The sequence below is a fragment of the Ekhidna lutea genome (assembly GCF_900188325.1).
Lineage (GTDB): Bacteria > Bacteroidota > Bacteroidia > Cytophagales > Cyclobacteriaceae > Ekhidna > Ekhidna lutea.
Genome location: NZ_FZPD01000004.1, coordinates 418758 through 434524, shown reverse-complemented (window position 1 = coordinate 434524; position 15767 = coordinate 418758). Strand labels below are relative to the sequence as shown.

Here is a 15767-nt window from a genome sequence, read left to right as displayed (position 1 = left end):
ACCTTTTAATTTTAGTTAAGAGCAATATTTTTATTTTGTCTGGCCTGAAAAATTCGGATGTACATGATGTGGGACATGTTTCTTGCCCGTTCTTTAGCTAGATGGGCATTTTCCCCTTCATACATGTTGTCTATTGTACTAAACCATAGCTCCAGCCAGTTTCCAAAATGAGCTTGTTCTATGCTGTGATTGAATTCTTGGTCAACATCAATGTGAGCTTTCAGTGGATTGCCTTTATATGCGTTGACGAAGAAAAGGTTGGTTTCCCAAAAATCTGTTAGCTTTTGCAAGTGAGCCGGCCAATCAATGATAGTCTCATTAAAGAATGGACCAATGTCCTGATGCTGCCGAACTTTAGTATAAAAAGCTTCAACCAGTTTGGCCACATCTTCTCTCGATTCAATGTCTCTTTTCACATGACAAGGATATCACAAGGACCATCATCAGTTTATGACATGGATCATATTAAGAAATAATTAGCGGAATATTTTTCTGCCCCTTAGTTCAACTTCACCGTTTTCCGCCAGTTGCTTTACGGTTCGAATTACGGTTTCTACCCGTATTCCAAGAAGATTGGATAGTTGCTGACGAGTGAGGTTTACAAGAAAAGGCTCATTATTAGTGCCATACTCCTTCTTTAGGTAATCAATAAATGTGAGAATACGGTGCTGGGCATCATGATTAGACATTTCTTTCATAATCATGGCTTTATACATCATTCGTTTTGTAAGAATAGAAGTCAATTCCAAGTGTAAATCAGGGTGCTCTTTTAGGAGTTGAAAAAACTTGTCTCTATGAAGCTTGTATAAAACAGTCGGACCAACTGTTTTTGCGGAAGCAGGATATGGTGCGTTATGAAATATCGGAGGTTCACCAAAGCTCTGCCCCCCTCCAAATTGTCCTTGCATAAACTCCTTTCCATCAGTATTGATATTTATCATTTTGATTTGACCGGAGATGATTTGATAATAAAACCTTGGCAAATCACCTTCCATAAAAAGGAATGTATCTGCTGGTAGCTTGAGCTTAGTTGGATTGTATTTTTCTATAACCTCTGCCGGTATCATAACTCTTCTATTTTCCTGATTAAAATTAGATGATTCGTATTCTATCTAACGACCCCAATGGCTAAACACACTGTCGTATTGGAAAATTGGCTAGATTCACTATTCTTCTAGACAAAACACATTGATGGCAAGTGATAACCCTATAGAAGCACTTCAGGAACGAATAAAAGAGCTTACCTGCCTATACGAAATCTCCAATATAGCTGTAGATGGTTCTTTAAGTTTGGAAGATCAGTTGCAGTCAATCGTCAACTATTTGCCCAGGGCATGGAAACATCAAGACGAAGGAATTGCGGAGATCACCCTTGACGATAAGCAATACACATCTGGTCAACTTCAAAATGAAAGTATATCACAGCATAGTCCTCTTGTTGTAGAGGATAAAAAACGTGGGTATTTAGCTATGCATTATGATGCTGCTAATCACGATCAATCTTCATTTCTATCTGAAGAACAAAAGCTTTTAAAGACACTTGCTCAAGAGGTGGCTGGAATTGTGCAACGCAATGAACAAAAGGAACGTGAGCTGCTTTTGAATAGTAGGCTACAACATAGTGATAGGTTAGCCATTTTGGGAGAAATAACAGCTGGGATTGCACATGAACTCAACACACCCTTAGGAAATATTCTAGGTTTTTCTCAATTGATTCAGGAACGGAACAAAGACAATCAAATTGATCAGGATGTTGAGAAGATTATAAGTTCCGTTATGCACTCTCGTGAGATCGTAAAAAAGCTAATGTTCTTTTCTTGTGAGATGCCTCAGCAGATGAGCATTGTATCTATTAATAAACTGGTAGAAGAAGCACTGAATTTGCTGAAAATTACTTTGAGAAACGCCAACATTTCGGTCGATTTTTCTTCCACACAGGATAATATTGATGCACATGTAGATCCTGTACAATACACCCAGGTAGTCTTTAACCTTCTGATCAACGCAATTCACGCATCAAATCCTGAGAAAGTAATACTGATAAAGCTGGAAGCTGATTCGAACTCATGCAGACTGTCAATCACTGATCAAGGTCATGGAATAGAAGATGCCATCAGAGATAAAATATTTGAACCATTTTTTTCAACAAAGCCTAAAGGTGAAGGTTCGGGACTTGGATTAAGCGTAGTTCATGGTATCGTAAAAAGCCATAAGGGATCAATTCAAGTCAATTCCCGGGTGAATGAAGGCACTACATTTATCGTTGATATACCATTGAGACAAGAACAATGAATAGGAAGAGAATACTGATAGTCGATGATTCTTTTGATATGCTAGAAGTACTTCAAAGACAATTATCTTCTTTGAATTACCCAACATTTCAAGCTTCAGCAGTGCCTGATGCTATTGATATTTTAGAGAGCTCTGCTGTAGACCTTTTGATCACCGATCTTCAAATGCCTGGTATTGGCGGTATGGAACTGGTAAAATATAGCGCACAAAAATTTCCATCAATACCCATTCTTGTAATCACAGGATTTCCATCTGTGGATGGTGCAGTAGAAGCTATGCGATCAGGCGCATTGGAATACCTGGTAAAGCCTTTCACCTCAAAAGAGCTAAAAGTAGCAGTAGAAAAAGTGCTGATGCACAGATATGGAAGTGAAAAGGAAGCAGATTCGAAAACTGATGAGTCCAAAGCGCCGGCAAACTATTTTGGAATTATTGGTCAATCTCCAGCATATCAAGAGCTCATAGACCTCATTGAAAGAGTAAAGAATAGCCGGGTAACCACACTAATAACAGGAGAAAGTGGCACAGGTAAAGAGTTGGTAGCTCGAGCCATTCACTATAGTGGGAGTCACAGTAAATCTCCGTTTATTGCCGTTAACTGCGGAGCAATCCCTGAAAATTTGCTTGAAAGTGAACTCTTCGGCCATACAAAAGGAGCATTTACCGGTGCTCATGAGACACGTACTGGGTTTTTTCAAGCAGCAGATGGTGGTACTATTTTTTTAGACGAAATAGGAAATGCATCTGCATCTGTACAAACCAAGTTGCTAAGAGTTATTCAGGAAAAGGAGGTTTTGATGGTTGGAGAAAACAATCCGAAAAAAATTGATGTAAGGGTAATAGCAGCAACAAATAGTGATCTTTTTCAAATGAGTCAGCAAGGGGGTACGTTCAGGGAAGATCTATACTATAGGTTGAATGTAATTTCAATAAACGTTCCACCTCTCCGTGATAGAAAGGATGATATTGGATTGATAGCTAACCACTTTTTAGATAAATACGCACATGAATTTGGGAAATCGAATGAGCCTCTTGGAGAAAAGGTCCGTGTGCTTCTTGAAAATCATAGCTGGCCTGGAAATATTAGGGAATTGGAGAATATTATACAACGAGCATTGGTCTTATCAGATGCGATCATTAAAGAATCTCATCTACCTGAATACATCCGAAATTCCTCCCGAAAAGCCAAGGTAGAAAGCCCACTTAGAACTTTAGAGGAAGTAGAGTACCAGCATATTTTAAAAGTTCTGGAATTTGTTAATAATAATAAAACGGAAGCAGCCAGAATATTAGGAATCAATCGAAAAACCCTTCGTCAAAAGTTACTCCAAAAAGACGATACAAAATGACCCAACCGGGTAATTAAGTACCAGTCTAAACATCTCATCTCACCTCAATAACCTCATTTAAGCAACATAGATAGTGTTTTTTTGTTGGCATGCCTATTGTATCGAGCCCAGTCTAATAATTGATTTAGCAAAAGAAATTCGACACAATATTATAATACCAAAATATGAAAAACTTAATTGGAATTGAAAAGGTAAAGGCTGACAAATTGGTAAACGAACTCAATATTCTGTTGGCAGATTATGAATTGTTCTATCAGAATTTGAGGGGACTACACTGGAATATTGTAGGTAAAGAGTTCTTCGAGTTACACCAGAAATTCGAAGAGCTTTACAAAGATGCCTTTATCAAAATTGATGAAATAGCTGAGCGGATTTTGACACTTGAGGGTGAGCCACTTCATGCCTATTCTGACTACTTGAAAAACGCCCAGATTCAAGAAGAAACAAACATAGTAGACGGAAAAGAAGGTATTGAAATTGTCATAAGAAACTTTGGGACTTTGATTGACAAAGAGCGCCAAATACTTACAATAGCCTCAAATGCAAACGACGAAGGAACAGTAGCCTTAATGAGTGACTACATTTCTGAAACTGAAAAAACCCTTTGGATGCTCAATTCTTATTTGAGATAATTTTTCTCAAAAAGGATTGAAAACGCAGACCAAATTTGTTGAAAATCAAATACTTAACTTACTATTAAAAGAATTTAAATAAGATCATTATGTCCAAATTAAATGTCACCCAAAAATTGATCGGGGAACACCTTCTTCATGGAGAAATGGTGCCTGGAAAGGAAATAGGAATTAGAATAGATCAGGCATTGCTACAAGATGCTACAGGAACATTAGTCCAGCTCGAATTAGAGGCAATGGGTTTGAAAAAAGCAAAAACAGAAGTTGCTGTCCAATATGTAGACCATAATTTGCTACAGACAGACAACAAAAATGCGGATGACCACTCATTCTTACTTTCTGCTTCTCAGCGTTTTGGGTTGTGGTATAGCAGACCTGGGAATGGTGTCAGTCATCCGGTTCACATGGAGCGATTTGGGAAACCCGGGAAAACGTTGGTTGGATCAGATAGCCATACTTGTGCTGCAGGCTCTTTAGGGATGCTTGCGATTGGAACAGGAGGTTTGGATGTAGCTGCTGCCATAGCCGGTCAGCCTTATTTTGTAAAGATGCCAAAGGTTATGGGTGTCAAGCTCATTGGAAAGCTACCTGACTGGGTAAGTGCTAAAGATGTCATTCTTGAAATGTTAAGGAGACATGATGTCAAGGGAGGCGTTGGGAAAATTATTGAATACTATGGAGATGGCTTAAAGCATTTGAGCGCAATGGATCGACACGTCATTGCCAACATGGGTGCTGAGTTGGGTGCGACTACAACCGTTTTCCCAAGTGATGATGAAACCAAACGTTTTCTGAAGTCACAAGACCGTGAGAAAGACTGGGTGGAATTAGTGGCGGATGAAGGTTGCGAGTACGACTTCCATGAAGAGATTATCTTGGATGAACTTGTACCTCTTATCGCTTTGCCTACCAGTCCAGGCAATGTCGTTCCAGTCACAGAGGTGGCAGGAAGGGCTATTGGTCAAGTTGTCATCGGATCATCTGCAAATCCTGGATTGCGTGATTTTTGGATTGCAGCCGCCATTGTAAGGGGTAGATCCATTAATAGTGGTGTGTCTTTTGACATCAACCCTACCTCTAGACAAATCATTCAGAATATGATAAATAATCGGGCTTTTGCTGACTTGATCAAGGCGGGAGGAAGGTTTCACCAGTCCGGCTGTATGGGATGTATCGGCATGGGACAAGCTCCAGCTACGAACACCATAAGCTTAAGAACAATGCCTAGAAACTTCCCAAGTAGATCGGGGACGGAAGATGATCAAGTTTATTTATGTAGTCCTGAGACAGCTGCAGCATCTGCATTGACTGGAAAAATTACTGATCCCAGGGATCTAGAATCATTGTTCACCATGAGTTATCCAAAATATGAAAATCCAGACATGGAGATAATTAATACAGACATGTTAGTAGCACCCCCTGAAGACGGGTCTAAAATTGAAATAGTGAAGGGACCTAATATCAAAACCTTGCCGATCATTGAACCATTATCTGACAGCTACAAGGTGCCTGTTTTGCTAAAGATGGGTGACAATATATCGACTGACGAAATTTTGAAAGCTGGGGCAGATGTATTGCCGTTGAGAAGTAATCTACCAGAAATCAGTAAGTACTCATACACGGTAATCGATGATAGCTTTTATGACAGGGCGATGGAGGCTAAATCAAAATACGGAGGGCATGTAGTAGTAGCAGGTCAAAACTATGCACAAGGTTCAAGTCGAGAACATGCAGCCCTGGCCCCCAAGTACTTAGGGCAGGTTGCAGTTATTGCTGGATCTTACGCCCGGATTGCCTGGCAGAATCTCGTGAATTTTGGAATAATACCCCTTGAGTTCATTGACCTTGAAGATTACAAAGAGATTGAGCAAGGAGATATTGTAAGTTTTGATAACCTCATTGAAGACATTAGAAATGGAAATCCCATATCAGTTAATGTCAGCAAAGCATCCGGTAAAAAACTAACATTCGATACCAAGCATTCCTTAAGTGATCGTCAGATAGACGTTCTTTTGAAAGGTGGGATTATCAATGAATTTAAAAGCAGGATTAGCTGAATAAATTGAATGTGAGCAGTTACGGCGAGCTAATGAAAGCATAATCTTATCAGAATTAGGATTCATATGATAAAGGCTCATGAACAAAGAAATAAGTAGTTATGTCTGGAAACCTATTGACATTTTCTCTTTCTGTATTTACAGGGTTTTTTGCAGTAATGAATCCAATTTCAGGAGTACCTGCATTTTTAGGATTGGTCAAAGGAAGAAATAAGGAACAGAAAAAAGAAATAGCCAAAATTGCAACACGAGCTGCATTTCTGATTGTGGTATTTTTTGTATTGTTGGGTAAATATGTGTTTGAGATTTTCGGCTTGACAATTCCAGCATTTAAAATTACAGGCGGGATTCTGTTGTTTTATGTAGGATTTGAAATGCTGCAATCAAAGCAGTCTTCAATTCAACATCAGAAAGACCTTGAACCTGATACCAGCATCGCTATTACTCCATTGGCTATTCCACTACTCGCAGGACCGGGTACAATTGTTACAGGGATGAACTTCGTTACAGATAGTGACTATATACACATAGCCATTGTTATTTTAATTTTCGCTTTGATTGCTTACATGAATTTTGTGGCTTTTTCATTGAGTGACTTGATTATAAAAAGAATTGGAAATAATCTGATAACAGTTGTTGGAAAAATGATGGGATTGATACTGGCCATCATGGGTATTGGAATGATTATGAGAGGTGTGAAATTAGAATTTGGTGCGTATTTCCTTTAAATGGAATCATATCCAAGATCAAGAAAATGTGACCAATCCAGCAGCCTAAATAGTCCACCCCAAGAAACGAGAATGATATTCCAATAAACCCTGCCTCATTCTTGAAAAGCCTATCACTGGAATGTAAAGTGCCGTATTGAAATATGAAATTATCAATCAACGATAATCTAATTGCTTTTCAAGCTATCCAAGAATCCATCTTTTCCTCGTATTCCTTCCTGTATTTTTCTGAGATAACCCCTAACATCTGATACACTACTAGGTGTTTGAAAATTTCGTTGAAACTTAAATTGGGTGACTGACCGGCAAGATTCAGGTAGTGTTGATCTATGTTAGTCAGACGTGTCTTGACAAACAGTGCAATATTTAAATCCTTTCTCAGACCACCCTGATTCATTGCTTCTGATAATAAGGGAGCAGTAAATTGAGAATAAAGCTTGTTACGAAAAGTGACTATTTCCTCTAATGCTTTGGAATTGAATTTATTAATGCTGTAGATGTGCACCAGTTCCATATTATAAAACTCATCCAGGATAAGCCAATAAATTTTTGAGAGTTTTATAAGTGGCTTTTCGGCAGAATTCATGATACGATCAAAGTCATCCATTAGGGTCTTGATCAATTGCATTACACCTGCTGCCAATAGTTCATCCTTACTCTGAAAGTATTGATAAAGGGTTTTTTTGCTAATATGTAGTGTGCTGGCTACATCATCCATGCTTACACTTTTATGGCCATACACTTTAAAAAGGTCGAAAGACTTCTTCAATATTTGATTGTATAGATCTGGTGGGTTTGTCATGATATGCTGTTAACCGATTTTCACTGAAGTCATGGAAATAGATCCCGCAACAGATTCATCATTGAAAATATTGAGATTCTCATTGTTTTCCTGTAGTGCCATCACATATAATAAAGGAAGATAGTGCTCAGGCGTAGGTATTGAAAGATTAAACTCCCGACCCTGCTTGCCATAGTCAATGAGCTCTTTGTGATTGCCATCCAAAATGAGTTTTTTCATTTTGTCATTCGCTTCGATCGCCCAATCATGTCCATATTTTTCGTTTAACCGCCTCCAGTCTATTTGACGGAGGTTATGAACCATGTTACCACTGCCGACAATGAGAATGCCTCGTTCTCTTAGCTTACCAATTTCTTTAGCCAGATCATAGTGGTACTGTGCATTTTTCGTATAATCCAGACTCATCTGAACTATCGGAATATTTGCCTTAGGATACATATGCTTGATTACGGACCAAGCCCCGTGATCCAGCCCCCACTTATGATCTTCTTGTACATCAGTTGAGGTAATCAAATCTTTGGTGTGCTTTGCCAATTCGGGGCTACCGGGGGCTGGATATTGAACTTCAAACAGTTCTTGTGGAAATCCACCAAAATCATGAATCGTCGGTGGATGCTCCATGGCAGTAACCATCGTCCCTTGCGTCTCCCAATGTGCTGAAATGCACAGAATGGCCTTCGGAGGTTCAATTTCTCCGGAGACCATTCGAAATCCTTGTACAAACTCATTTTCCTCAATTGCATTCATGGGGCTGCCATGCCCCAAGAACAATACAGGCATCTTTGAACTTGTAGCAAGTGATTCTGTAATCTTTTCCAATTCTTTCAACTTCATCGCAAATCCGGTTAATGGTGTTAATGCTAATAACTTAAGAAATTTACTTCTGTCCATTAAAATTTTTTAAAATGGTAGATAGATTCATGTCTTAATTGACCAACCATCAAATTAGTTATGAATTTCCGTAAATATTTGATTCACCCCCATCGATTGCAATGGTTTGACCGCTAACGTATCCGTTATCTTCGCTTAAAAGAAATGAAACCAACTTGGCTACTTCTTGCGGCTGTCCTAGTCGTCTTGTTGGATTTCTTTGAGCATACTCGGTTTCAGCGGCCTTAGGGTCATCAGGGTTAACCTGCTTGAATGCTTCAGCCACCATTGGGGTAAGGATTGCCCCTGGAGCTATTGCATTAGTGAGAATTCCATCCTTTCCGTATTCGAGGGCGGCATTTTTTGTCATGCCAGATACCGCATGCTTACTTGCCACATATGGCATTTGGTTTAGTACACCGCGAATTCCGCCAACGGATGCTACGTTTACAATACGACCAAATCCATGCTCTTGCATCACCGGAATAACATAGCGCAATCCATAATAAACACCCATTAGATTGATGTCTATTACCTTTTTGAAGACATTGATATCATAATCTATGATACTCGCCTGTTTTCCTTCAATTCCTGCATTGTTATAAAGGCCGTCAATTTTACCAAAAGCTTTGACTGTTTGATTAACATAATTCTTAACTGCCTCTTCGTTCGAAACATCTGCAACTACAGTGATAATCTTACTTTCCGGGAAAGATTCATTAAGCTCTGCCTTTACTTTGCTCAGGCTTTCCTCATTGTAATCAACCAATGCCAGATTGGCTCCTTTTGACGCTAATTCTTTAGCTGCTGCATAACCAAGACCCATTCCGGCTCCTGTTATGATAATTGTTCTATTTTTCATGATCTCATTTTTTTATACAAATGTCAAAATTTATTTAGCTCAACAGGTAACACTATTCAGAAGAGGTGTTGTAAGATTCGGAAAATTTGCATGACGATATTGGTCAGCTATCTTTAGCAGCTAATTCAACAGGATTCCAATCAGGCTTTAGCTATTGCGGAACTGTCTTCACACATACGGAGATTAAAAAAAGATAGAATGCTACATAGGTGGCTGACACCCTTTGTTATGTACCGGTCGTACAAACTATAGTGATTGGTGCCGCTCCCTCTGCATAGCTTCGATGTTATACTTCTAAGGCCTACCTCTATTAGAAAGTACTGAGTGCAATTTTACGAGGAGTGAACTTCCTTGTGAAGTTTATTCGTAATATTTTGATATATCTATAAAGCTATTCCCTATGATAATTTGTAGGATACCAATGAATAAAAGGGAGTATTCGGAACCCAGAATAGATGTACCGAAAATTAATGCTGAAGTAATTAAACATAATAATCCGCCAATACCTTTTATGGCCATGATATTGAGGTATGCTCGTTCCTTGAGTTTCAATGCCTGAATAGCGAAAATAATTTGAGTTAAACCATATAGGAATATAAAGCCTGCTGATGTTGTAATAAATTCTTGCAAACTTCTTACATGAAAAACTAGTGCCAATGCGTACACTACAGAAACTGCAGCAGTCATCCAATAATCCATAAATCCAATTCTATTCCCTTGGACCTTATAGGTAGTAAGCAGTGAAAAAATGCAAGATCCAAAAAGGGATATTATAAGCACATATTTAATAGCTGGAATCGGATCCATTGAAAACACTACAATAAATAATCCTGATAGTATAGCAAAAAAGCCATTGATCGATGAAGTTTGATTGATTGTCATGGCAATAATTTTTTATTTTCTAATCTTTTTTTTTAAAAAAACTTCATTCGTCTGCCATACCCTTCGTGAACTCTATGTACAATGGGCATGTGTTTCGTAATCCCAGAGGTGATATTTATCACAAGTGTAGTAGTAAGATACGAAAATATTATGGAAGGATTTTATTGATCAATAAACCCTGTAGGAAAGATTCCACAAGGTTTATTAACCAATTTTAGAGAGTAATCAGAGTGCGGTAAGACCGCCATCTATCACTAGCTCTGAACCTGTCATAAATGAAGATTCATCAGATGCCAGATATAGCACACCGTAGGCTATTTCATTGTATTCTGCACCTCTCCCCATTGGAGTAATGCTCAGTGCGCCTTTCTCAAAATCATCAGCGCCCTCCATATTCTTAGTCATAGGAGTAGCTACATATCCAGGGTGTACAGAGTTGACTCGTATGTTGTCTTTAGCAAGCTCTACGGCCGCACCCTTGGTGTAGATTCTGGATCCGCCTTTAGATGCAGTATATGCTGTACCATTTGAAGATCCGGTAATGCCACCGACCGATGAAATATTAATGATTGATCCACCACCAATTTTTCTCATCCATGGTACTACTGTTTTGACACCTAAAAACTGACCAAGAAGATTCACATCGAGAACTTTCTTGAATTCCTCACTTGTCCTTTCTTCCAAAGGAACCATAACATTACCGAGAATTCCTGCATTGTTGACCAAAATGTCAATTTTACCGAACTCTTCGATTGCTCTTTTCGCTATATGTTTCCACCCTTCCTCAGAGGAGACGTCATGTACTATGTATTTCACAATACCTCCTTCACGTTCAATGTCAGCAGCTACTTTGCTGATTTTGTCTTCCTGAACGTCAGTAATAAGGATCTTAGCCCCCTCTTTTGCAAAAAGCCTTGCCTCAGCTTCACCCATTCCACCGGCTGCACCGGTAATAATGGCTACTTTATTATCTAACCTTTTCATCGTTCTAAATTTTATGTTTCTAAAAATTCATGAACAAAGGTCTATCCTTTATCAAGGCAAAGGGTAACACTATTCAGAAGAGGTGTTGTAAGATTCGGAAATTATCAACCCTGGCTCATTTTGCTTTAAAATTTGGTAGATCAGGTAGTGGTACAAATTCCTTATCATCACCAGGAATCTTAGGAAAGGATTCCAAATTCTGATCTTTCCAGTCGCTCTTTGCCCGCTCTATGAGCTCCTTATCGGAATTGACAAAGTTCCAAAACATAAATCGCTCTTCAGGGAATGGCTCTCCGCCAAAAAGGAAAACAGTAGTTTCACCATTGGTTTCAAATTCGCAAAGCCTGGCCTCTTTAGCTACCAGAAGTTGATGACTGCCATATTCCTTTCCATCAATAGATATAGTCCCCTTCAAAACGTACATTCCGACTTCTCCGAATAGCTTATCTCCAATACCAATTGTCTGTTTAGCTTCTGTTCGAATTTCTAAAAAATACAAGGGACAATGAACGGGGACTGAAGACTTTCTTCCATCGATTGATCCTGCAATTAGCTTAAACTTTATGTTATTCTCTTCCCAGGTTGGAATATCTTCTTTATTGATATGATGGAAGCTTGGCTCAGATTGTTCCAGTTCTTTGGGAAGACCTACCCAAATCTGAAAACCATGAAGGTATTTGTCTTCTCTCCTTAAATACTCAGGTGTTCTTTCGGAGTGAACGATTCCATTGCCAGCTGTCATCCAATTCACTTCTCCTGGCTTTATTTCAATGGCATTGCCCAAATTATCACGATGAAAAATCGCTCCATCCAGCAGATATGTCAATGTAGATAATCCTATGTGAGGATGTGGGAGCACATCTACATTTTCATATTCTGCCAAACACGTAGGTCCCATATGGTCAATGAACACAAATGGACCGACCGCTCGCTTTTGCCGAAACGGCAAAAGCCTTCCAACAATGAAGTTGCCAATATCGGCCGCCTTTTCTTCTATAATTAATCCAACGTTTGATTGCATGTGTCTTTTGCTTAGTTACTATTTCATATTGTATCAGCTTACCTTCTCATAAAATTTGTGAATTGACTCAGGTTCACCATACACAAATAAGAGATCGTTTTGAATAATCTTTTCTGAAGAATCGAAATGGAAGTGCATTTGGTTGTCTCTACAAATCCCAATGATATTCACTCCAAATTCATTTCTGATATTCGAATCTGCAATTGATTTCCCAACTACTGAACCACTATCCCGACCAACTTTTATTGTAGTAATGTTCAGTCCGGGCATGTTGGTGGATTTGTGAGTTTTTGGCAGCTTTTTATTGCTTTCCAGAAGATGATATTGGTCTGCCCGAACCAGCGATGAAAAGCTTTCTATATTCTCGGTGGGAATTAAGAATCGGCTGAGCACTCGGGATGAAATCTCGATTGAAGTTTCAAATTCTTCTGGAATCACATCATCCGCACCAAGCGTGAGCAACTCAGTTGACTCCTGGACATACTTACTCCTTACAATAATATATGCGGTCTGGCAAATGGATCTCACAGCCCTTACTACATTCTTGGATTGTTCGTAATCTGAAATGGCAATAACTATAGCTCTTGAATTTCTAACGTGAACCTTTTCCAAAATATGTAAACGGCTTGCATCTCCAAAAAGAATAGGGGTACCCTTTTTTCTTTCCTTTTTCACAATATCTGCATCCATCTCAAGCACAATAAAAGCAATATCATTTGCTTCTGCGGCCTTTGCCAAATGAGATCCATTTAATCCGAAACCAATGATCACCAAATGATCATTAAGTTCATCCACATTGATATCATCGGGCAGATCCTTAGCTGCATTTTTATTCAATACATAACCAAGTTTGGACTTTAAAAAAATTGAGGCAATTTGTTCCGAATAAATAAAAACAAATGGCGTCAATAGCATCGAAACAATCGATACTGCAAGAAAATACTGATTTGTAGATTCTGTAAGTAGGCCATATTCGATACCTACCCTGGAAAGAATAAACGCAAATTCACCTACCTGAAAGAGCGCCAACCCTGTGAGAATTGCAACGCGAGCAGGATACTTTAAAAGTAATACAGCAAATGCCGCAATTGATCCTTTTACTACAAAAACCCCAAGGGTGATTCCAAGGATCAAAGGGATATTTGAAATGAAGAAATTAATATCCAAAAGCATACCTACTGATATAAAGAAAAAGCTCGTGAACATGGCTCTAAACGGCAGTATAAAACTGGTGGCTTGATGACTGTATTCTGACTCTGAAATAATTAATCCTGCAAGAAAGGCTCCAAGAGCGAGCGATAGTCCTGCCTCTGAGGTCAGAAAAGCAACTGCAAAACAAATCGTAAAAGTGGTTAATAGGAAAAGCTCTTTACTTCGAGTTTTAGCCACCTCATACATGAGCTTAGGGACTAAATACCTGGCACTTATTATGGTGATCACAATCACAACAGCTGATTTAATCAATAGTGAAAGAATACTAATAATAACACTTTCTGAATGCCCAGATATTATGGGTACTATGAGCATCATAGACACTACAATCAGGTCTTGGAAAATCAGAATCGCAAGAGAGTTTTTACCTTGAGCTGAAGACATTTCATTTCTATCCTGAAACATTCTCAAAACGATAGCAGTACTTGATAATGAGATCAAAAAGCCCATGAAAACAGATTCTGCCCAGCTGGCGCCCGTGAATGAGTAAATCACTGCGGTGATTCCAATAGAGACAAACACTTGTAAAAGACCGCCAACAAAAACCATTTTCTTGATGGATGCCAGCTGCTTTATGGACAGCTCCATCCCGATCACAAACATGAGCAGGATGACACCTATTTCAGAAATAATTTCCACATCATGTGGGTCACTCACCAAGCTTAAGCTATAAGGGCCAATGATGATACCAGTTAAAAGAAAACCAAGAATAGATGGTAGTCTGATTTTACTCAGTAGTAGAACAATCAATGTGGAGAACCCAATGAGTATGAGTAAGTCCTGGAGTAATGGCAAGTGCATATTTTTATGAGGGTTAGTCTGAGCAATATATAAAAAATGTCATCCATTAAAACTGGTGTTCTCAGGGATGACATATCAATATTCTCAACTATACAAGAGCTAATTCAGCACACTCATTAGCGACTGAATATTGAGCGGTTTAGTATGCATATCCAACTCACCATTTTCATCCTTTGGCCATGCGTCTATTGGTTTGTCCCAATACAATTCAATTCCATTATTGTCAGGATCCCTTAGGTAAATTGCTTCTGAAACACCATGATCTGAGGCCCCATTTACCGGGTATTTCGCATCATTCAATCTTTGTAAAATGATAGCAAGATCTTTTCGTTCAGGATAGAGAATGGCAGCATGGTAAAGACCATTGCCATGCTTGGGAGCAGGGGGTGCATCTTTACTGTGCCACGTATTTAACCCAATATGATGGTGATATCCCCCAGCTGATAAAAATACAGCTTGATCTCCATATTTAGTGGTTACCTCAAAGCCAAGAAGATCCTTGTAAAAGCTTAGTGATCGTTCCAGATCAGATACTTTTAAGTGAACATGTCCTATTTGAGTTTTCGCTGGTGCCTTATAGGAAGTATCCACCTTTTTTTCTTCTAATATTGTTGTCATGATATTTCCCTTTTTTAGTTTGTTTCCCTTAAATACTATCAGCTCTTTAGCGGCCTGGTCAAACAACCAGGCCTCTTATTTGAGCTTCATTTTACTGTGCTTGTTTTACAAACTGAACATCAGCTATGAGCTTAACTTCATCACTGACCATTACTCCTCCAGCTTCAAGAGCAGCATTCCAGTTTAGTCCCCAATCCTTTCGGCTGATTTTACCACTTAGGCTGAAACCAACTTTTTCATTGCCATAAGGATCCTTCACCATTCCTCCATACTCAACCTGAAGAGCGATCTCTTTCGAAACACCCTTCATAGTTAACACACCAGATAGCTGGTATTCATCATCATCAATTTGCTTGAAAGTAGAGCTCTCGAAAGTGATTTGATCGTACGCATCCACATCAAAGAAGTCAGCACTTCTTAGGTGATTGTCACGATCATCATTTTTGGTAGTAATGGAAGATGCATCAATTGCTACCTTGATGGCTGATTTTAAAAGATCATCTCCATCTACTTCAATACTGAAGTCCTTAAACTCACCCTTCACACTGCTGATCATGAGGTGCTTTACTTTAAATCCTAACTCACTGTGAGTAGGATCCATTACCCATTTAGTTTGAGTTTTTACTGTTGTGTTTTCCATTGCATTTTTATTTTTAG

16 protein-coding genes are annotated in these 15767 nt (G+C 38.9%); 5 read left to right on the top strand and 11 right to left on the bottom strand.

Annotated features, from left to right (window positions below):
• Positions 1–11: 11 nt before the first annotated feature.
• Positions 12–416, bottom strand: coding sequence for a group III truncated hemoglobin (locus CHB71_RS13085; protein WP_089357367.1), 405 nt, complete (start codon positions 414–416; stop codon positions 12–14).
• A gap of 60 nt (positions 417–476) precedes the next feature.
• Complete coding sequence (locus CHB71_RS13080) at positions 477–1067, bottom strand: Crp/Fnr family transcriptional regulator (RefSeq protein WP_089357366.1); 591 nt, start codon at positions 1065–1067, stop codon at positions 477–479.
• A gap of 124 nt (positions 1068–1191) precedes the next feature.
• Here CHB71_RS13080 and CHB71_RS13075 point away from each other — a divergent pair, with 124 nt between their 5' ends.
• The 5 genes from CHB71_RS13075 (at position 1192) to CHB71_RS13055 (ending at position 7058) form a co-directional block, all read left to right on the top strand.
• The gene (locus CHB71_RS13075; RefSeq protein WP_089357365.1) at positions 1192–2292 is read left to right on the top strand and encodes a sensor histidine kinase; all 1101 of its coding nucleotides are present in this window, start codon (positions 1192–1194) and stop codon (positions 2290–2292) included.
• Positions 2289–3641 carry a sigma-54-dependent transcriptional regulator gene (locus CHB71_RS13070; RefSeq protein ID WP_089357364.1) on the top strand — a complete coding sequence of 451 codons (1353 nt, stop codon included), beginning with the start codon at positions 2289–2291 and terminating at the stop codon, positions 3639–3641. The genes CHB71_RS13075 and CHB71_RS13070 overlap by 4 nt, the downstream gene beginning before the upstream one ends.
• A 164-nt stretch (positions 3642–3805) precedes the next feature.
• A complete protein-coding gene (locus tag CHB71_RS13065; RefSeq protein WP_089357363.1) occupies positions 3806–4273 on the top strand; it encodes a Dps family protein in 468 nt (155 codons plus the stop codon).
• An 89-nt stretch (positions 4274–4362) separates the two neighbouring features.
• Positions 4363–6330 (top strand): aconitate hydratase, encoded by a 1968-nt coding sequence (locus tag CHB71_RS13060; RefSeq protein ID WP_089357362.1) that lies wholly within the window; start codon positions 4363–4365, stop codon positions 6328–6330.
• A 101-nt stretch (positions 6331–6431) separates the two neighbouring features.
• Positions 6432–7058 carry a MarC family protein gene (locus CHB71_RS13055; protein ID WP_089357361.1) on the top strand — a complete coding sequence of 209 codons (627 nt, stop codon included), beginning with the start codon at positions 6432–6434 and terminating at the stop codon, positions 7056–7058.
• A 178-nt stretch (positions 7059–7236) separates the two neighbouring features.
• On the opposite strand, the gene CHB71_RS13050 is transcribed toward CHB71_RS13055, so the two are convergent.
• The 9 genes from CHB71_RS13050 to CHB71_RS13010 all read right to left on the bottom strand — a co-directional run bounded on the left by CHB71_RS13050 (position 7237) and on the right by CHB71_RS13010 (position 15750).
• Positions 7237–7860 (bottom strand): TetR/AcrR family transcriptional regulator, encoded by a 624-nt coding sequence (locus tag CHB71_RS13050; RefSeq protein ID WP_089357360.1) that lies wholly within the window; start codon positions 7858–7860, stop codon positions 7237–7239.
• A gap of 9 nt (positions 7861–7869) precedes the next feature.
• Positions 7870–8751 carry a 4,5-DOPA-extradiol-dioxygenase gene (ygiD, locus tag CHB71_RS13045; RefSeq protein ID WP_245811275.1) on the bottom strand — a complete coding sequence of 294 codons (882 nt, stop codon included), beginning with the start codon at positions 8749–8751 and terminating at the stop codon, positions 7870–7872.
• Between the two features lie 58 nt (positions 8752–8809).
• Positions 8810–9592, bottom strand: coding sequence for a glucose 1-dehydrogenase (locus CHB71_RS13040; RefSeq protein ID WP_089357359.1), 783 nt, complete (start codon positions 9590–9592; stop codon positions 8810–8812).
• Positions 9593–9952: 360 nt separating this feature from the next.
• Complete coding sequence (locus tag CHB71_RS13035; RefSeq protein ID WP_089357358.1) at positions 9953–10474, bottom strand: hypothetical protein; 522 nt, start codon at positions 10472–10474, stop codon at positions 9953–9955.
• Between the two features lie 225 nt (positions 10475–10699).
• Positions 10700–11458, bottom strand: a complete 759-nt coding sequence (locus CHB71_RS13030) for an SDR family NAD(P)-dependent oxidoreductase (RefSeq protein ID WP_089357357.1) — start codon at positions 11456–11458, stop codon at positions 10700–10702.
• A 115-nt stretch (positions 11459–11573) separates the two neighbouring features.
• The gene (locus CHB71_RS13025) at positions 11574–12479 is read right to left on the bottom strand and encodes a pirin family protein (RefSeq protein ID WP_089357356.1); all 906 of its coding nucleotides are present in this window, start codon (positions 12477–12479) and stop codon (positions 11574–11576) included.
• A 33-nt stretch (positions 12480–12512) separates the two neighbouring features.
• Positions 12513–14492 (bottom strand): cation:proton antiporter domain-containing protein, encoded by a 1980-nt coding sequence (locus tag CHB71_RS13020; protein WP_089357355.1) that lies wholly within the window; start codon positions 14490–14492, stop codon positions 12513–12515.
• 99 nt (positions 14493–14591) lie between these two features.
• Positions 14592–15110: a VOC family protein gene (locus tag CHB71_RS13015; protein WP_089357354.1), complete on the bottom strand. Its 519-nt coding sequence runs from the start codon at positions 15108–15110 to the stop codon at positions 14592–14594.
• Between the two features lie 91 nt (positions 15111–15201).
• Complete coding sequence (locus tag CHB71_RS13010) at positions 15202–15750, bottom strand: YceI family protein (protein ID WP_089357353.1); 549 nt, start codon at positions 15748–15750, stop codon at positions 15202–15204.
• Positions 15751–15767: the final 17 nt, after the last annotated feature.